The organism is Planctopirus hydrillae, assembly GCF_001707835.1.
Taxonomy (GTDB): Bacteria; Planctomycetota; Planctomycetia; order Planctomycetales; family Planctomycetaceae; genus Planctopirus; species Planctopirus hydrillae.
The window spans coordinates 1-19,289 of sequence record NZ_LYDR01000089.1 but is presented as its reverse complement, the minus strand read 5'-3'; the positions used below and the strand labels follow the sequence as shown (position 1 = coordinate 19,289).

The 19,289-nt window shown below is 53.7% G+C and carries 13 protein-coding genes and 1 pseudogene; 7 read left to right on the top strand and 7 right to left on the bottom strand.

What is annotated here, in order from left to right:
* Window positions 1-75 precede the first annotated feature (75 nt).
* Window positions 76-483 (top strand): annotated as a pseudogene (locus tag A6X21_RS10995) (aminoacyl--tRNA ligase-related protein); the annotation flags it as partial.
* A gap of 379 nt (window positions 484-862) precedes the next feature.
* Window positions 863-1,756 (top strand): tRNA pseudouridine(38-40) synthase TruA, encoded by an 894-nt coding sequence (truA, locus tag A6X21_RS10990; protein WP_068847818.1) that lies wholly within the window; start codon window positions 863-865, stop codon window positions 1,754-1,756.
* On the opposite strand, the gene A6X21_RS10985 is transcribed toward truA, so the two are convergent.
* The 5 genes from A6X21_RS10985 to A6X21_RS10965 all read right to left on the bottom strand — a co-directional run bounded on the left by A6X21_RS10985 (window position 1,681) and on the right by A6X21_RS10965 (window position 12,123).
* Window positions 1,681-2,532, bottom strand: coding sequence for a hypothetical protein (locus A6X21_RS10985; protein ID WP_068847816.1), 852 nt, complete (start codon window positions 2,530-2,532; stop codon window positions 1,681-1,683). The genes truA and A6X21_RS10985 overlap by 76 nt on opposite strands.
* Window positions 2,529-6,542, bottom strand: coding sequence for a coiled-coil domain-containing protein (locus tag A6X21_RS10980; RefSeq protein WP_068847814.1), 4,014 nt, complete (start codon window positions 6,540-6,542; stop codon window positions 2,529-2,531). The genes A6X21_RS10985 and A6X21_RS10980 overlap by 4 nt, the downstream gene beginning before the upstream one ends.
* Before the next feature lie 69 nt (window positions 6,543-6,611).
* Entirely contained in the window at window positions 6,612-9,002 is a 2,391-nt protein-coding gene (locus A6X21_RS10975) for a hypothetical protein (protein WP_068847813.1), read from the bottom strand.
* A gap of 194 nt (window positions 9,003-9,196) precedes the next feature.
* Window positions 9,197-10,660: a lysine--tRNA ligase gene (gene lysS, locus A6X21_RS10970; protein WP_068847811.1), complete on the bottom strand. Its 1,464-nt coding sequence runs from the start codon at window positions 10,658-10,660 to the stop codon at window positions 9,197-9,199.
* Between the two features lie 272 nt (window positions 10,661-10,932).
* Window positions 10,933-12,123 (bottom strand): DegT/DnrJ/EryC1/StrS family aminotransferase, encoded by a 1,191-nt coding sequence (locus tag A6X21_RS10965; RefSeq protein WP_068847810.1) that lies wholly within the window; start codon window positions 12,121-12,123, stop codon window positions 10,933-10,935.
* An 892-nt stretch (window positions 12,124-13,015) separates the two neighbouring features.
* Between A6X21_RS10965 and A6X21_RS10955 the strand changes: the two genes are divergently transcribed.
* Together A6X21_RS10955 and A6X21_RS10950 are read left to right on the top strand one after the other, a co-directional pair.
* A complete protein-coding gene (locus A6X21_RS10955; RefSeq protein WP_068847808.1) occupies window positions 13,016-14,080 on the top strand; it encodes a peptidylprolyl isomerase in 1,065 nt (354 codons plus the stop codon).
* Window positions 14,081-14,162: 82 nt separating this feature from the next.
* Window positions 14,163-14,933 carry an acyl carrier protein gene (locus A6X21_RS10950; RefSeq protein ID WP_068847807.1) on the top strand — a complete coding sequence of 257 codons (771 nt, stop codon included), beginning with the start codon at window positions 14,163-14,165 and terminating at the stop codon, window positions 14,931-14,933.
* Between the two features lie 50 nt (window positions 14,934-14,983).
* Here the strand turns inward: A6X21_RS10950 and A6X21_RS10945 are convergent, their stop codons facing one another.
* On the bottom strand, window positions 14,984-15,415 hold the full coding sequence (locus A6X21_RS10945) for a hypothetical protein (protein ID WP_068847806.1): 432 nt from the start codon (window positions 15,413-15,415) through the stop codon (window positions 14,984-14,986).
* 281 nt (window positions 15,416-15,696) lie between these two features.
* Between A6X21_RS10945 and A6X21_RS10940 the strand changes: the two genes are divergently transcribed.
* The gene (locus A6X21_RS10940; protein ID WP_068847805.1) at window positions 15,697-17,010 is read left to right on the top strand and encodes a sulfotransferase family protein; all 1,314 of its coding nucleotides are present in this window, start codon (window positions 15,697-15,699) and stop codon (window positions 17,008-17,010) included.
* Here the strand turns inward: A6X21_RS10940 and A6X21_RS10935 are convergent.
* Entirely contained in the window at window positions 17,005-17,472 is a 468-nt protein-coding gene (locus A6X21_RS10935; protein ID WP_068847804.1) for a YkgJ family cysteine cluster protein, read from the bottom strand. The genes A6X21_RS10940 and A6X21_RS10935 overlap by 6 nt on opposite strands.
* A 218-nt stretch (window positions 17,473-17,690) precedes the next feature.
* On the opposite strand from A6X21_RS10935, the gene plsY reads away from it, so the two are divergent.
* Together plsY and A6X21_RS10925 are read left to right on the top strand one after the other, a co-directional pair.
* Window positions 17,691-18,353: a glycerol-3-phosphate 1-O-acyltransferase PlsY gene (gene plsY / locus A6X21_RS10930; RefSeq protein ID WP_068847803.1), complete on the top strand. Its 663-nt coding sequence runs from the start codon at window positions 17,691-17,693 to the stop codon at window positions 18,351-18,353.
* Window positions 18,354-18,587: 234 nt separating this feature from the next.
* Window positions 18,588-19,154, top strand: coding sequence for an imm11 family protein (locus A6X21_RS10925; protein ID WP_068847802.1), 567 nt, complete (start codon window positions 18,588-18,590; stop codon window positions 19,152-19,154).
* Window positions 19,155-19,289 lie beyond the last annotated feature (135 nt).

The following is a 19,289-nucleotide window of genomic DNA, read 5'->3' as shown; positions in this document are numbered from 1 at the left end:
AACTAAACCTGATACAGACGAACAGTCGCAAGGCTTATAAGGCGAAAACGTCACATGCAGAAAAGTGTGGAATAAAACAACGCGATGCACGAAGAGATCGTGGCGATCGAAGAAGAAGTCTTCCAGCAGTTGGGCATCCCTTATCAGGTTCTCGATACCTGCAGTGGAGACCTCGGAGCACCAGCCTATCGCAAGTACGATTTAGAAGCCTGGATGCCCGGCCGCAACACCTTTGGCGAAGTGACATCGGCATCCAACTGCACCGATTTTCAATCGCGTCGGCTGGGGATTCGCTGCCGTCTCCCGGAAAAGAAGGGCACGCAGCATGTCCACACACTCAATGGAACCTGTGTCGCCATCAGTCGTGCCCTGATTGCCGTGTTGGAAAACTATCAGTTGGCTGACGGCGGGATTGAAATTCCGGAGATCTTGAGGCCCTGGGTGGGGAAAGCTCACATCGCACCCCGCCGCCCCGTTGCCTGAGGCGCGATCTGGCAGGGCAGGCTCCCGCCTGCCGATCAAGTGGCTTAAAAGTGTAGGGTGCATGCGAATGCACCCATCCTGGCATCCGTTACCTCAACAACTTTTTGAGATGTCCCATTAATCGGCAGGGTAGCAGGGGTCGGATGTCTTCATCCGCCCCCTGGTCAATCAAGTTCTCCAGCGCAAATGCATCCGAGACATACATTCATGACTTTTAAAGCTCTTCATCAAAAACGATCATAGTTCCATGAACTGGGGGCAAACGAGGACGTTTGACCCCAGCCACACCGTCGCCTGCGCGAGCCCTTGATTAACGCAGCCACATACCACCACCGGCAGGCGGGAGCCTGCCCTACAGTAAAGGTTTCTTTCACGACCAGTGAACGATCTCTCGCGAACATTGAAGCTGACCATCGCCTACGATGGAACGGCCTATTGCGGCTGGCAAACTCAGCCCAATGGCGTGAGCATTCAATCGACGCTCATGCAGGCGATTCAAGAATTCACCGCCGAGACTCCGGTCCTTTATGCGGCTGGGCGGACAGATGCCGGTGTTCATGCCGTTGGGCAAGTGGTCAGTTTTTCCACGAACAGTCCCGTTCCTGCCGCCAACTTTCGACCAGCACTGCAAAGATTCCTGCCCGATGACATCGTGATCCGGCAGGTCGAAGATGTGCAATCAGGTTTCCATGCCCAGTTTCATGCCCGACTCAAAACTTATCGCTATCTCTTTCACAACGCGCCCGTCTGGTCACCTTTCTATCGGCAGTACGCACTCTGGCATCGGACGAGGCTCGATGAATCGGCCATGGATTTCGCCATTCGGCAGATCGTGGGCACATTCGATTTTCGCAGCCTCGAAACTCAATGGCCTAATCGAAAAACCAGTGTGCGAACCGTCGTAAAGGCCAGTGTGCAACGCATTCGAAACTGGAATCTGCTGGGAGAAAACGGCCCTCCATCTGAGGAATGCCAACCCGATCCTGAGGGGGAGTTCCTCTGCATGGAGATCACGGCCGACGGATTTCTTTACAACATGGTGCGCACGATTGCCGGGACGTTGATCCATATTGGTCGCGGCAAGTGGGGCCCGGAAAAACTGCGTGAGATTGTCGATCTGCAGGATCGCCGACGGGCGGGTGAAACAGCACCGGCCCACGGACTGTATCTCTGGCATGTCGACTATGTGCCAACAACTCAATCCTTGCCCGATGGCGACTTGCGACCGGCTGCTGATGATGATGACCCATTGGCACCACCGGATGCCGGCTGAGCTTCCGCCAGAGCCTCGTAATATTTCTTGACCAGCCGCTCATACGAGGGGAGAATTCGCTCATCAAAAGAGTTGAGCAGTTCACCACGCACCGTATCGGGCAGATGACCCCAGACATCGACTTCGAGTTGTCGCTTGCGGGCAGCTTCCTTGGCCAGTCGTTCGCGTTCGCGGTTGCCAGCTTCTGCTTCATTCGCGTTCGCGTTGTCACCTTGCTTTTGCGAGCTTCCCTGTGGGGATGCGTCGTTCTTCGCAGCCTGATCTTTGGTGGTCGTCTCTTTTTGTGGCCGCGAAGATTCTTTCTCAGAAGACTGACCTTGAGACATGCCAGATTCGGGCTTGGACGAAGCATCGGGATTGGCAGGAGAAGAATGACTTTCGGGAGAGCCTCCGGGGGTATCAGAATTCTCAGATTGCTGTTCAAGTTGCTGAATGAGTTTGTTCAACAACTCGATGGAGTTCTTTTGATGCAAAGAAGCGGGGGGCTCGGCTGTGGCTCTGGGGCGGTCTGGTTTTGCAGAGCGCAGTGCCGCCTCCGACTGATCGATCTGCTTCAGGAGTTCCGCCGAAAGTTGCTGCGGAGACTGGCGTGGTGCAGATGATTTCACCGGCTGGTCAGGCTGGGTGGCGACTGGCTGGTTTTCATCAGGACGGAGTGCTCCGTCAGGTTCCGATGAACCTGCTGGTGCGGTATTCACTACGGATAGCAACATGAAGCCAGGTAGCAGCCAACTCGCCATCATCTTTGTGAGAACAGAATTCTTAAATGGTTTCATGGCTGTCCCACTTCGTCTGCAGGCCTATTGAATGAACGATCGATGGGCCTGTCTGTTGAGTCTTTGAGCGGAGGATTCGGTGCCGGCTGTTCCGAAAGTGGCTTCTCACCAGGACCACTTGAAGCCTGCGAAGAGAGTTGATCCAGCAGGTTCGAAAGCAGCTCACGAAGTTCCGCCTGTTCCTGGGCGAGTTGTTCGCGTTGAACGTCTGTTGTTTCCTGAGCATCGCCCGCCTCAAACTCTTTGGTTCGCGCCATGAGATCCTGCTGCAAGTCGCGAATAAGCCGCAGTTGTACCAGCTTGGAAATCGCTTCAGCGGGTGGGCCACTTCCTTCCTGATTTACGGGACCATTCTCGGTGGAACGCCCGCCACCAGCCCCGGATTGTGCCTGGCTTGAGGACGATTCACGGAGTACCTGCACGATGGCCAAGAGTCGTTTGATCAACTGCTGGCTGCGCTCCCGGGCCATGGGTTCAACCCGTCGTTCCCGCAGATCGCGAGCGATATGACCTGCCAGTTCAGACGTTTGACGGATGCTCCACGATAAAATTTCTGCCGGTGCCACGTTCTCTGCAATCGCACCTAACTCATCACGAATCGATGCTGTGGCTTCTGCCACACCAATAATCGTTTTCAATTGTGATCTGCTGAATTGGCCCGCCGTTCCACCAATCTGAGCCAAACGCTGAATTTCTGCATCTTGTGCCTGCACACGCTCCAGCAACGATTGAAGCTGATCCACGACTTTCGAAATCTTCTCGGCAAGCAGCTTTTCCTGCAACAGGCGGCGTTCTTGAGCGATTTCCCGTGTGGCCTGTTCCATCAGTTCCCGCCGCTGCTGTTCCCGCTGGCGTCGGAGAGTGAGTTCTTCGGGGGACAGTTCGTCCGGCTCCTCATCTTTGCCAGAAGTATCGGAGTTTTTACCGTTGCGCGGTGAGATGACCTCCGCCGCTTGTTCGAGTGTTGCAGCTGCTCGTCTCAAACTCAGCTTGCTGGCCCTCGCCGAGAGTTCCTCATCGCGCGTCCGTTTTTGCAGTTGTTCTTCATCGGTACTGTTCTGATCGGGCTGGCTCAATATTTTGAAGAGTTCTTCCTGAACATCCCGTTCGAGGTTTTCGATTTTCCCCAGCAATAACTCATCGGCTGCGGGCGGTCGATTCAAAAACTCCTGCCGAAGTTTCTCCATGCCATTGAGGAGCTGCGTCTGTTTTTCCGCTGCCTTTCCCAACTGGTTTTCAGCCAGATGTTCAGCCGCATCCAGAGCCAGCTCCTGGAGTGCCGCCTGATCGAAAATCTGTTGAGAACTCTTCAGGCTCCGGCGATCTTCAAGGTCCATCTCGGCATTGGCTGATCGAGTTCCCGCTTGCAGTTGACCAAGCGTTTTTCGCCATTGTTCCACACGTCCTGCCAGGGCCCGTTGACGATCTTTCAACGTGAGTAACTGGCTTTTCTGTTGGCTGCTCAACTCCATTTCACCACGGGCAATCGTTTCTGTCGCAAGCTCAGCCGATTCCTTCTGCAGAGCGGCTTGCTGCTTTTGCAGTTCATCAAGTTCCCGCTGCAATCCCCGCTTCCCCTCCCACTGACTCAATCGAGAAATCAGAGCGCTGGTCGTCTCGATGGCCGCTTCGTGGTTCTGCCGGAGAGCCTCGGCCAGCGTCTGAGACGGGTCAGTCTGGGATGGATCAGAATTATCTTTCGCAGGGGTCGTTTCCTTTTGAGAAATGGGTCGTGAGGCTTTCGAGGAAAGCTCTGCTAAATCGGTCAGTGGGCCAGTCGTCAGTTCCCGGAGTTCCTCTTGCACCGCTTGCCATTCTCTTGCTTGCGTTTCATCGATGACCTGATTGTCAATCCCTTCCCGACGAATGCGCTCGAACTCGGGAATAATGTTCGCTTCCACCTGCTGGCGTGCCTGTTCGTTGGCTTGCGTCAGTTGTCGCCCCAGTTCCTGAAGTGTGGCGTCGGGAGGATCATTCGACTTTTCTGCCTGGAACCGCTGCTGAGCTTTGGCCCATTCAATGGCCGTCTCCCGACCTTTTTCCAGTCTCTCTCGAACTCTTCTGAGAGCCTCGATCTGGCTCAGGACACGTTCTGCCAGTTCATTCTGCTTTTCTGATGCCGTAAGTATCGTAATCCAGCGAATTGTGCTGCGGCCCTCATGGCCGACTTCGTCTCCAGCGGCATCTTCGGGCGCAGTTCCCAGATGAAATCGGTCTCGAGCAAACGCCATGACCGAGATTTTCATTTCCCTTGGGGAAGATTCTGGAACCGTCAAACTGGCAAGATCGAGCGTGGTTTCGAACTGAGATTGCCTTTCGGCCGTAGTCGGCTCCGTTCCCTGATTGTCGAAACTCACAGGCCATGAGGCCAGCGTTTCCCACTGAGCTGATCCACTCCAGCGGTAGGCAAATCCAGTCAGTGCCAGGCTGTGATCATCGCGGGCACGAGCCTTCAAAGGGATCATCGCTTGCAGAGTGACCGTCAGATCGGTTTCAGGGGCTTCGAGAGTGACAATAGGGGCCTGGTCGGCAATCACTCGAAAGGAAAATCGAGCGGGGTCGATCTCTTGAATGCCAGTCGCATCCGAAAGTTCGATCGTCCATGAACCAGTTCCTGGCTGTGTGAGTGCAAAGACACCTTGTACTTCCTGTGTCTTGGGCAAAAGTCGCAGCTTTAAGGTTTTTCCATCGCCGAATCGCAACCGGGCCGATGTGGTCTGGCGTGATGTTGTGCCCTCGAAAAAAACTCTCGATCCCACGGGAGCCTCAAAGCTCCCCACATTCTCAGGAAGTGTCACTTGAGGCTGGCGCAGATAAGTCGGTGGTTCTAAACGAATCTGAAATCGCTCCAGACGAACGGGCTCAATCCCTCGAATCAACCGCCACGCCGTCGCATGATCTCCACCGGCAACACGAAACCACATGCGGTTCTGAGTGACCGGCAATTGAAAAAGTGCCATCTCCGTGAAGCGGTTCAACACACCGTTTTTGACTTCCACAGGTGAAATCTGCTTCGGCAGAAATTTTTCGAGTGGGCGAGGATCGGGAATATTGAGTGCCACACCGGCAGGAGTCATCGGCGTCACATTTTGAATTGAATGCGCATCCACTGGTTCTGACGTAGTGGTCTCAAGCTGTAAATGATCGGGTAGCTTTCCGCGGCGGTTATAGACCAGAACATCCAGAGTGCTCCCCAGCCGGTGATCAAGCGGAATCTCCTCACTGGAGGGAGCAGAATCAATCTGCTCAGCTCTCGTCAGGTGTGAAAACGGAACTGGATCCATCAGTTTGTACGAGAGTGATGCGGGAAGACCATCTTTCGCCGAAAGAATCTGCAGGTGCACATTTTCAGGCCAGTTGACCGCCAGCCAGGGCGTATACAGGCGAGCCAGAGCCGTGCGTGCCAACACGGGGCGCATCATGACGAAACCAGCCAGCACGGCCAGGAAGGTCACCGCCATGACTGCCAGACGTAAAGTATGGCCAGAATTGACGACGAGTTCGGCAGGTTTGCGGGGAAGTTTACTGGCGGCAAGATCGACAGCATATTTTTGTAAAGCAATCGATCCAGCGTCCTGATGGAAAGCTCGTGATGAAAACTCGAGTCCACTGGCCAGTCGATCAACCAGTTGGGGTTGCTTCCGCTCCAGTTGTAGCCCCAGCCCAATAGCATTGAATGTTTCAAGCGACGAGCTTCGCCAGAGCGTTCGAATCCCATAGCTTCCCACACCCAGAAAGAGGATCAGCCATAACGATCGGGAAGGCCAGTCGGCTGGACGCAGCCAGTAGTCAAACGTTCCGCCGACCAGAGTCACGAGGCTCCACCAGATGATCAGCAGGCAAAACCCCTGCATCGCTCGATGCCAGCTAATGAAACGCTGCAGATCTGCGAACGTATCGAGAATCTTTTGAGCAGACGATTTTCCGAATGTGGCAGGAGCGGATCTTCGAGAGTGCTCTGTTCCCTTAAGTTCGCCAGACCATCCCGCATTTCGTGATTGGCTGGCCATCAACTCACCTCATTACTCCCATCAATCCGTGGGAGATCGGTTCGCTCAACCTTCCGGAGCAACTGCCGATTATAGCGTCTGCCAGCGTCTGCGCAGCCCCCATTCCAGGCAGATCACGCTTCCCAGCAGAATCAACAACTCCCAGCGATTCCAGATTCTCACCGATTCAATTGTCGCTACTGGTAACAACTGGCTGCGAGGCAACAGCTCAGGAAGTTCCTCGATTCGATCGATCGGCAGATACTGACCACGAGTCGCTTCTGCAGCCAGCTTCAGATCCCCCGTATTGGCGGCTGTTGCCAGAAGTTCTTTCTGCGGCGCCGTGACCAGAATCGAGAGTAGCGGCAGCCTGGCCAGCAGTTTGTCATCCACCATCTGCAGGCGATACGTCCCCTCACGAACGGGAGTCCAGTCCGCTTCGAAAACAGCCGCGGATTGTCCTGTCCGCCGGAGCTCTATGGTTTCTCGTTGTCCCTCTGCAGATTCGACCTGAGCGATGAGTTTTTCCGTTCCCTGCGGTAAGGCCCGTTCATCACGCACTTCGAGTGTCAGGTGAACTTTCTGGCCAATTTCATAGGTCGAACGATCTGCCACAAAGCGAACGGGGTCCTCGTCGTCATTCTGCCGGCGACTCATAAACCGTATCGCCTGAATCCAGAATTTGCCGAATAAATGATCACCCTGGCGAAAACGCCACCGCCAGGTTTCATCTGTCGCAAGAAACAGAACTTTCCCGACTCCGACACGCTGCAGAATGATCAATGGACTGGCCGTTCGCTGGCCACGATCTTGACGTTCAACCAGTACCGAAGCCCCGGGCTTAAGGGCATTGATCTGCAGACTCCAGAACCATGGAGCTAACTCATTCCAGATCGACTGATTCTCTGCGGGAGACTGCGCGAATCGAAATAATCGCGAGCCACGGGTCGCTTCGAGTGTTAATAGTGGCTGGAAGGGAGTATCCGCACGCTCGGGAAGTTGGGCATCACTGACTCGGAATGGCAGCAGTTTCTCGAGTATCGATCCATTCCACTGGAAAGGATTGTTCAATTCCCCAGCGATCACAATCAAACCTCCCCCCTGATTGCGAACAAAGTCATCAATCAACTCCAGGCTCGAGGGACTGAGCAGGCGGGGTTCGATATCGCCGAGAATGAGGACATCGAGGGCCGCAAAATCTTCCCGTCGAATCGGGAAATTCCGGATCGCTGTGCGATCCTCTTTTGCATACTCGAGATCCGCTTCCTGGAGAAGTGTCTGCAGTTCGACAGAGGGTTCCCGCTCGAGAAACTGTTTAAGAAATCGGAACTCGTAGCGCGGCGTCGATTCGACAAGTAAGACTCGCAGCTTATCTCCTCGAACCTTGACCTGACGTGTCTGGCGATTGTTTTCCTGATCAGGTTCATCAGCCAGCGGCGCCACTTCAGCCACCAGTGAAAATTCGCCCGGCGATTCAGGAATCCAGGAGAACTCGACAGTTTCTAACTTTTTGCCTCCGTTGAGAAACAGATCGCGTGTCTCAAGCACCTTCCCTGAGGCACCATCCTTCAATGTGACTTTCACAGTCTGTGGGAGAATCCCGCTGCCTTTAATTTGAGCCGCCACGATGAGTGGATCATTCTGAAAGGCGACGTCGTCTGAGTTCAATTCGACCAGTTCGAGATCTGCAACTTCACGATCACTCCCCACCGCGACGGGGAAAACAGGAATCGAACGTGATGCCAGCAGACTGCCGACGGTAGAGAGTGCCTCAGCCGCCGACGGATTGGGAACACCATCGGTCAGCACCACGACACCAGCAAGCGGGCTGCCTCGCAGTTCGTCCATCACCTGTTGCATACTGGGGCCAATCCGGGAAGTCAGTCCTTTGGCTTCAATTGTGAAACCCTGTGAGTGACTACGTGGCCATTCGATGGGTGTTGCTTCATGAGAGAATTGATACAGCCTGAGATCAAATCGCTTCTGAAGTCGTTTGAGCCATTGTGAATCGTCACGCGTGAGTGCCTCGCGAATCGCAGCCAGTCGGGAAATCTTTTCAATTTCAGCACGACCTGCAGAAATCTTTTCGTTCACCGGAACATCGGCAATCGACATACTGCCGGAGGTATCAATCAGCACAGGTAAAAGTGGGAGCCCGACTTCACGAATTTCCACGGCCGGCAGGCAGAGCAACCCGACGATCAACAGCAGGGAGACCACCCGTAATCCAACCAGAAAACTCTTTTTTGCCGTCGTAAGTGGTGCCAGGCGACTCCAGAAACGCAGGCAAAAGCCCCCCCCTACGACCATCAAGGCCAGCCAGCCAAACAGCGTGGTCTGACTTGATCCAAAAATCCAACTGAAGGGGTCTTGATAGACGAGGCTCATCTCAGCCTGGCTGGCTTTGACAGGCTGTGCAGCCGGTGATTCCCCCAGGAAGTACCAGATGCCCAGTTCTTTCAGCCAGTCAGGCAAGACCATATTGTGCTCAAATCGCGCCGCTGCTCGAATTCCGTTATGGTCAGGTTCTTCAAGTGGATCTCTGCCACTCAGGAATCCTGACCCTCCTCGAAATCATAGCAGCGACACGAAGGTCTTACAAAAACTGAATGGGCGACAGCACATGGGCCTGCCGCACATCAAGGCTTGTGGACGACGCACCACTTGAAAAAAGACTACTCGACTTCGGGCTTCAGCAGCGGGAAGAAGATCACATCGCGAATGGTCTTGGTGTTGGTGAGCAGCATGACGAGGCGGTCAATTCCGATCCCCATGCCACCCGCACAAGGCATACCAACCTTGAGAGCACGCACAAAGTCGTGATCCATCTTTGCCATCGAGTCTTCTTCTGCCAGACCTGCCAGTTGTGTCTTGAACAGATCTTCCTGCAACCTGGGATCGTTCAACTCCGTATAGGCATTGGCCAGTTCAAGACCATGAATAAAGAGTTCGAATCGTTCTGCAATCTCGGGCTGGCCGTTCTTGCGCTTTGTGAGGGGGCACATACTCGATGGGTAATCAATCACGAACACAGGGCCTTCGAGATGATCTTCCACAGTTGCTTCGAAGACATCGTTGACAATGACATCGTGGTGTCGGCCCTCGGTCGGAATGTGCAGCTTGCGGGCCACGTCAGCCACTGCCGCCGCATCGTGCATGTCGCAGCCAGCGTGCTTCAGGAACAGGTCGCCATACCTGGCCCGTTGAAATGGTGGTGTGAAGTCGAGAGTCTTGTCTCCCCACTCGACAACTGTCTTGCCATCATTGGCAGCCTTGCAGGCTTCAGAAATGATCTTCTCAGCCAGTTCCATCATGATGTTGTAGTCGGCATAAGCCTGATACAGCTCGATCATGGTAAATTCCGGGTTATGTGTGGCATCGACACCTTCATTACGGAAGACGCGGCCAATTTCATACACCCTCTCAATCCCGCCGACCATCAGTCGCTTGAGATGCAATTCGAGAGCAATTCTCAGATAGAGCGGAATATCCAGCGCATTGTGATGCGTAATAAATGGCCGGGCGGCAGCCCCCCCGGCAATTGCATGCAGCACGGGCGTTTCCACTTCGAAAAACTCTTCCCCTCGAAGTGTTTGGCGGATCGAGTCGATGATCTTCAACCGCCGCAGCATACGGGCAAGAACACCGTCGTTATAGATCAGGTCGAGATAACGCTGGCGGAGGAGTGTCTCGATATCCTGCAGGCCATGCCACTTTTCCGGCGGCTGTGAAAGGCTCTTACCCAGGACATGCAGCTTCGTCGCAAAAACAGAAATTTCGCCCGTATTGGTGCGGCGCAGAGTTCCATCGACCCCCAGCAGGTCACCCGTCTGGAAGCACTCCATCAGTTCCCACTGGTCTTCAGCGATGTCCTTCTTCGAGATCATCACCTGAATACGACCGGTGTAATCCTGAATCGTGCCAAACCGCAGCTTGCCCGAATCGCTCCAGCGCATCACACGACCGGCCACACGCACCACTTCGCCATCGATCCCCTTTTCTTCCGGTGCCTTCGCCCGGGCGGCATCAATGTGCATGTGTCCATCGAAACGCTGCCCCCAGGGATCATGCCCCAGGGCTTCCATTCGCTCAAGCTTTTCAAGACGGGCGGCCAGCAGATGCTCAGGAGTGTCTGACATTTCAAATTTTTCTTTCGAAGACCTTCAATTTTCCTGCAACTATCGACAACAGAGGTGCGGAATGCAAACGATTCGCGACAGTTACCCGCTGATGAGGCCGTGTGCACAATGTTCACCCGCACGATGCAAGTCATGAGTCGACACGACCGACCTGCGGATTGTTCGCGTTGTGACAACTGGGATTGTGGCCACTGGGATGCGATACAAAAAGCGAGAGAGGTGCCAGTTTGTACAACGGGCACCTCTCTCGAAAATTGTCGGCATACCGCGAACTAGGCGGCTTTGCGAATGACCTGAGATTCGCTCACACCGTGACAGACTTCGACGAGAGCCGAGACCACACGATCCTGGTGGGCCGTGGGAAGTTCAGGATAAATCGGGAGTGCAAGAATATCCTGACAGGCCTTTTCCGCTTCCGGGAACTGGCCAGCCTGATATCCGAGTGGTGCAAAGCAGGTCTGGAGGTGCAGTGGTTTCGGGTAATAGACCATGCAGCCCACCTGGCGACCGCGAAGCTCTTTCAGAATTTCATCGCGGCGGCCATCTTTCACGCGCACACAGTACTGGTTGTAAACGTGGCGGCTGGTGGCATCGCTGGAAGGCATGATCAGCGAATCTGTCAGACCAGCCTGAGTCAGCATTTGAGCATATCGTTTCGCGTTCTTCTGACGTGCGACGGTCCACGATTCGAGATGACGGAGTTTGACTCGCAAAACCGCGGCCTGGAGTGCGTCGAGACGACTGTTCATTCCCACTTCAATATGTTCGTATTGACCGATATCGCCATGCACTCGCAATCGCTTGAGTCGCGCTGCCAGTTCGGGATCATCAGTCGTCATCATCCCGCCGTCACCAGCACCACCGAGGTTTTTGGTGGGGAAGAAACTGAAGCAGCCAACATTTCCGAGAACACCTGCTTTACGACCCTGGTACTCTGCACCAATCGCCTGAGCGGCATCTTCCACAATCGCCAGACCATACTTGGTTGCCAGACGATTGAGAGTTTCCATATCACAGCACTGGCCAAAAAGATGCACAGGCATGATCACTTTGGTATTGGGAGTGATCGCATCTTCCACAGCTTGTGCATCGAGATTGAACGTTCTCGGGTCGATGTCCACAAAGACAGGCTTGGCACCTGCACGAACAATCGAACTGGCCGTGGCAAAGAACGAGAATGGCGAGGTGATGACTTCATCACCTGGTTTCAACCCCAGTGCCTGCAAAGCGATAATCAGCGCATCTGTTCCCGAGTTGCAGCCAATCGCGAAGCGGGCATCGCAATAAGTCGCCACTTCATTTTCCAGAGCAACCACTTCTTCGCCCAGAATAAATCGCTGTTCCGCGAAGACTTTCTGAACGGCAGCCATCACCTCGTCGGCAATGGCATTGTGCTGCGGCACAAGATCGATAAACGGAACCGATGAAACTAAACCCGAAGAGAGCGAGATCGTTGCGGTCATTGCGACTCCATTCGCGATGAATTTGAGAGTGCCGAACTGTAGGTCTGGCTCTGCCCAAGTGTCAAGGTGGCTTCATCGAAAGAGACGACTCAAATCGGTTGTCAGGACGAACAACTGGTCTTCAATACCAGAATTATCCCGCCCCAAGGATTTGAAACATCCCGTTCTGTCTGTTGTCTGGCCTCGTTCTGGCATCAGGCTGGCTTGATGTGGCAACCTTCAGCCTGCGGACAGACTCTGAATTCATCCATCGGCTCGCCAGTCGATTTTGCGTGAATGATACAACCCGTAAATTTTGACATCACAAGATTCGCTACGAGCGTAGCAGGTCAATTCGACTGAACGAATATCAACCTGGAAACTTCAGCTTGCGAGACCAGTAGTCACTGGCCCCTTGGTTTTAGAAATCAGGCTACTCACGTTGGCCGGCAGCATCGGCAAAATTTGCCCGAACAAGTTTCCTCAACTCCCTGTTGACCTGATTGGAAGTCATCCCTATGTTTCGCCTCGCTTGGAACGCACACGGATGTGCTGCACAGGCAAAGAAGGTTTTCCTTCTTCAATTTCGTCAGGCTGATCCCTCAGCCCGACACGCGCCATCGCTGGCATGGATGCTCGGCGATGGCTTTTCTAATCCGCTGAAAACGCACACATCGAAGTACAAGTCTTCTCAGGAAGATGCGGCTTCAATATCGACTCCGATCGCCCCGGAAGTAGTCATCCTTCGCCCCCCTAGGATGGCTGCTTCCGGGTCTGTTTTTTGAGTCTGATCGATTGGCGAAGCAGCATCCATCTTTCTGATTCAACTGGAGAGTGATAATCTTTCGGGTCTCGAGCGATTCACTGGTGATCGACACGCTTCTGCTGCAGCTCAAGATTTTGGTGACGTTTTATGCCCTCCTTGCATTCGTTCCCTCGATTGGCCATGCCTCCTGCCCAGAGTCAATCAGACTTCTCTCAAAAAACTTCCTTAGGGACATCGCCAAAACAGCACACCCAAAAACTTTTCCAAACGACCGCCGTTCTTTGGGTGGGGTTCTGCCTGACTCTGGCACTTGGTGAACTTCCCGATAATGGAAGGACAGCTTTTGCCAGTGAGCAGGAGTCACGGGCTACGTCGGTGGGCAAGCAGACGCCGCTGCATCAGGTGATTGTTCGCCGGGTGAATGGCCGCCCGATTTCTTTGGCACAATTGGAATTCCTGCGGATCTCACGAGGCATCACTGACCAGGATGCTGCCGCCGCACACAAATCATTGACAGAAACACTCGTCGATAACGAATTGATCCGGGAATTCCTCGCCCGGCAGAAGGTCACTGTGGCCGACGCTGATATCGCCAGACGTAAAGAACAGTTCATTCAGCAATGGAAAAACTTTGGCTACGATCTGCCGACGATCACGAAATCGTGGGGGTTAGCCGAACCAGCGTGGACTGCCGATATCACGACACCTCTGGCGTGGTACGTCTACAGCCAATCTCAGATTAACGATGCCGCCATTGCAGCCGAGTTCAAACGCCAGCCCAAACGCTGGAATGGCACAAGACTGCGTGCCCGACAGTTGTTTCTCAAATGGCCCGCTGGTCAGCCCGATGCAGCCACTCGTGAAAAAATGGCTGAGATCAAAGCCAGGATTCAAGCGGGGCAGTTAAGTATGGAAGCCGCGATCCGCCAATTCAGCGAATCTCCATCGGCCAGCCAGGGGGGAGATGTGGGCTGGTTCGGCTATCGCGGCCGGCTACCGGCGGCAGTCAGTCGAGCCGCTTATCTGCAACAAGTGGGAGAATTGGGGCAACCCGTCGAATCGCCACTGGGTCTTCACCTGATCGAAGTGACTGATATCCGCCCGGGTGAACTGGGGATCGAAGATGCCCGCAAAGAAATCTTTGACGAACTAAGCCAAACTCGCTGGAATGAAATTGTGGCCAAGGGCCGCGAGTCCGCCACGATTGAGTAACGTTCTGGCTGAAGAATATCAGATTCCCAAATAGTTTTTCTCATTCTGGATTCGACAATCTCTCATGAGGAGGGTGGCCACGATGGGGCTTGAATTTGTTGAATTCGTTATGGATCTTGAAGAATCGTTCGACATCAAACTGGATGACAAACATTTTTCAGCAGTCAAAACACCACGCGATTTGGCAATCATCATTCGGGATCAATTGGCCAGCGAGGGCAGAATCTGGGATGAATCGACTGCCATTCACAAGAGCTCGAATTTGAATTGGACGAGGTTGCCCGAGTTCCGGATGTGGACTCAAATCAAAAGCTCTCTACCAGTTTCATTTCACCGACTGCGTCCCAGCACCCGTCTCGATCAACTGCTGCCGGCTCCACGCCTCAAATCCTTATGGCAGCAATGGCAGATTCAAGCGGGGATTCCTTTGCCGGAGCTCCAGAATCCTTCACCCGATGGAGCTGCATGGCTCGCCTTGATAATTTTGCTGATGCTACTCTGGCCAGCCTATGTCGTGGGGGGAGCACTGGGATTGAGCATCTATCTGCTGGGTTCGGCGAGTTTTGTGTTTACGGTCTATTGCATCAGCCAGGGTGTGGCATCATCGAAGACCTCTTTGCCAACTGGCTGTGTCACAATCGGGGATCTCGTAAGGACTGTTGTTCCTGAGAGCGATCGAAGCTTGTGGAGCCACAAGACGCTCAAATTCCGGGCTGAAAATGGCTTTGGCACTACGCCCTATTGGCCACTCGACGGCATTGAAGGTAGAGTGCTCAACGTCTTGTGCGACACCTTAGGCTTAGCCCAAGGTTCCGTTTCCTCATCGGAGAACTTCACTGAGCTCTTCGCCTGATAAGCTTCCGTGCTAAGTCGAAAGTCATCGCTCCAGGTTTTTGCAACCCCTTACGGCTGAATCTGAATGAATCCCTCGGCCTGAATTGAACGGTCAGTACTGGGGCCAACCTGGATCACGCGGTTGTTAATGCGCAGTTCACTGCGGAAGCTGAGTGAAGGAAGTTCCTGATAATAAGCCGTGCGATAGGCCGAACGACTTCTCGGCAACCAGGCTTCTTGAGGAGTTCCTTCTGGCGGCAGGTGGGAGAAGTACGATCTCTTGAACATCCAGTCTTCGGCCTGCACTGCCGGAGTGGCAAACAGCAGGGCCCCACAGAGAGCCATCAGCCCCCAAGAGATCCGGCGAAAAGGAAAGACTGGTGGCTCAGCAGCCACACTGTGCTGCCAGAAACCAGTTTGTGACAGAGTTGACGATTTCGCCAGGGATTCACAACGTGCAGAATCTGCGAAGATGAGGGCTGATCGATTTTTTTGACACATCGCGTTGTCTCCTGGCATCGCCTGTTGTCATTTTCCCCAAAATTGAGGTGCTTTGGCAACATTTCTGCTCTGTTTAAGGCTGCCAGAAAGTATGAGGCAATTTGCGCGCCAGCGGGCCTGTTGCAGAAAAGAAGCCGGGGTTGCGGTTGCGACAAACGCAGAACTGACTTATACCGGTATTCAATTCGCAATGGAGAGCGCTCGTCCACTTTCCGCGTGGATCAAAGCGACAAGAATTATTGAAGGGGTCACCCCGGTTTCGGCCCAGGAGAACAGCACCAGTGACGACAACTCCCGAGGCTCGCTCTGCTCTGTCCCATCCCCCTGCGGAAGTTGTCGAACAAGCGTTGGACAGTCAGTTGAAATCTACAAACACAGCGGCCTCATCGGGCGGAAATCATCACGCTCACCAGTCACATGCAGCTTCAAAGAAAGTACAGACCTCCGGAGAGGTCACAAAGGTTAAGTCGACTGGCCAGGGTCTGTTTACCGTCTGGCATGGGCTGACCTTTGGCGGGCTGTTGCAGTTGATGGCCAAGCGCCCGCGGATGGATTATTCCCGCGCACTCAGGCTGGTTTCGCTGTTTTTCATCTGCCCGTTCAATTCGTTTTACGGCATCGTTTCGGGCCTGATTTATGGCCGAAAAATCCAAAATACCCAAGTTACGAAGCCACCGATTTTTATTCTGGGGCACTGGCGGAGTGGAACGACCCTGCTCCACAACCTGATGACGCTCGATTCGCAGTTCACCTATCCCAATTTGTATCAGGTGATGTATCCACAGCACTTTCTGCTGACCGAAAGTGTCATTTCCAAATTAGCTGCTCCCTTCCTTCCCAAGACCCGGCCTATGGACAACATGCCCGCCGGCTGGAAATTGCCACAGGAAGACGAAGTGGCCCTGCTGATCGAAACACAACTATCGCCGTATCTGATGGTCGCCTTCCCCAATGAGCGGAAATACTACGGCCACACCTTCGATGTCCGGCACATGTCCCCCAGCGATCAGGCGAAGTGGAAACGCTCACTCGTCAACTTCGTCAAAAAGCTGACTGTTCGTGCCGACAAGCCCATCGTGATGAAATCACCCTCGCACACCTATCGCGTGGCGACTTTGCTCGAACTCTTCCCGGATGCGAAGTTCGTTTACATTCATCGTGACCCTTACGCCGTCTTTTCTTCCAGCCTGCACCTGCGGCGAACGATGTACATGGAGAACAGCTTTATCGAGCCCACCGAGGAGAACCTCTACCAGGATACTCTCGAGACACTCGATACCTGCCTCAAGACCTACGAAGAAACCCGGCACTTGATCCCCGAGAAAAATCTCGTGGAAATTCGCTATACCGATCTCGAAGCTCATCCCGTCGAACAAATGAAGCGTGTTTACGAGACACTGGGATTCGAAGGCTGGGATCGCATGAAACCGATCTTTGAACGCGAAGCCCAGGCGATGTCAGAGTACAAAAAGAATCGCTTCATCATGGACGACGAGACCCGGCAGATGATCTACAGCCGGCTCAAGGATTTCTTTGACAAGTACGGCTACGATCCACAAGTCGGTGTCGCTGAGAATGGCAGCAAGTCGTCATAGCCGCGATTGCCGGGCACTCTTCCGAATCATCTCAAGTGGCACGAGTTCTCCCTTTCCAGCACCGGGGCAAACTTCGCACGTGGCTTGCCACGCCTCGGGAGTTTCAATGGTTTTCTCCCAGAAGGGCCAGGTGCGGCATTGTGCAGGCCGCACGGGGTAAATGCGGCATTTGCGTGTAGCCCCATCCAGAAAGACACAATCGCCATTCGCGTGGTCGGCGAGAGAAAGTTTCCCCTGAGCGACTTTCGTATGCAAGAGGCGCAGTTCACCTGTGGAAATGCTCAGGAACTCGGCGATCTCGATCATCTCCTGAGTGCTGAGCCACACATAACCGGGTGTTCCCGTGCAGCAGTTGCCGCACTGCGTGCAATGAAACTTCAGCCCGGCCGAGTACCACTCACTGGCACCCGGCGGCTTTTCGTCGGCTGGAACTTCATGTTCAGATTCGGTGGGATCACTCACAACGCAAAGCTCTTTCACGATTGACAAGTTTATTTCTCGCAGGGAAAAACCGTCTCCCAATCACTGATCATCGAATCATGGCATGCAGAGTTCGATCATGGCAACAGACAGGCATTTCTCCCCCCTGATGTTTCCATCCTCCGCCGGACTTTGTACTTTCCTGCTGCCCGATGTGGAGATGGTTCTGCAGATTCGACTTTTGTTGGGGAAGATGGTTCATGCCCTGGGTGTTACTGATTGTGGCCAGCTATCTGGCTGGTTCGATTCCTTTTGGATTGCTGATGGCGCGGGTCGTTCGCGGGATTGATATTCGCCAGGAGGGAAGTGGCAACATTGGTGCCACCAACGTCAGTCGCTCACTCGGCAAAAAGTGGGGGCTGGTGGTCCTCGTACTTGATGCACTCAAAGGCTATTTGCCGCCACTCTTTCTTCCGGGGATTGTTGGTTTGGGAGGTGATGCAGGCTCAGCCAGTGCATGGGTGATTCCCATGTCAGCCATGACGACGGTCATCGGTCACATGTTCCCGATCTGGCTCGGCTTTAAAGGTGGCAAAGGGATTGCGACTTCACTGGGAGCTCTCGGAGCGGCTTCTCCGTGGGGATTGCTTGTCGCGACCATCTGCTTCTTTGGCAGCTTCGCGATCAACAAGATTGTTTCACTCAGTTCGCTTATTGCACTGGCGGGATACCTGGCGTTTGAATTGATCTTCTGGCAGGTTCCTTTGGCGTTCCGGCCATCAGATGGCCTTCAGGGAGCGACGACTCCGCAGGCGATCATGGCGATCGTCTTGTCCATCCTCATTGTCTACCGCCACAAATCCAACCTCGCCCGCCTCCGCGCCGGCACCGAACCCACGTTCTTCCAGAAGAAATCGAATTGAGCTCGATGGGGTATTGGGGATCAACCTGGGCAACACAGCAGCCAATAATCCGTGCCATGCTTGCGGCCCTGAGCAAGCATGCTTTGCCAATTGATTAACACAACGGAAATGAAGTGAGATCAACAGAGGATAAAGCAAGGCTTGCAGGCGGAAACTCGCCCTACTTCCATTTTTGTCCGCCCCAAGAACTCGGCAGGTTGAACTGGGTAACGATGAAAGACAAAGGTTGTTTCGATGAGAATCTATGAACTCTCTCCGAACGTCAATGAAGGCTCGCCGATCATTGATCTGATGAGCCCTAAGAATGACAACCTCCCGAGTCATGAATTCAATTGGCAGGTTTTGGATGAGCTCGTGCCTTCCCGGTTGTGGACGCATGGCCAAGTGTTCTGTGACGATGAGAGGATCGCACAGTGCGATTTGATCGGCGGATCAGGTCATTTCATTGTGTCACGCCGCATGTTGGACTGGATGAACGAACTCAGTGACAATGCTTTTATTGGACTCCCCGAAAAAGTAAACGATCTCGACACTTACAACTACCTATGCACGAACCGGCTGGAGGTCCTCGACAAGGAGAAGTCAAACATCGTCTACTTTTCCACAGGACGGATATTGACGGTACATAAATTCGCCTTTTTACCGAATAAAATCCCGGCACGTTACGTCTTCCAGTTGATGCAACCTAGGGGTTGGCTGTTTGCAACCGAAGCTGCCCGTGAGTTCCTCTTGAATAACGGCATCAACAACGCTCAGTTTGACCTCGTGGCCGACGATGTGATCCCCGCTGAACCAGCATGACTGCCATTTATGCTTAGCTATGCTCAAAAGTTCAAAACTCTCGGTGATTCGTGCCATGCAACGCCGTCCACGATTTTACAAGTCTGATGACGTGACGTAAGTTTCGTGTTCTCAAGAAGATCGAGTCTCGGGTAG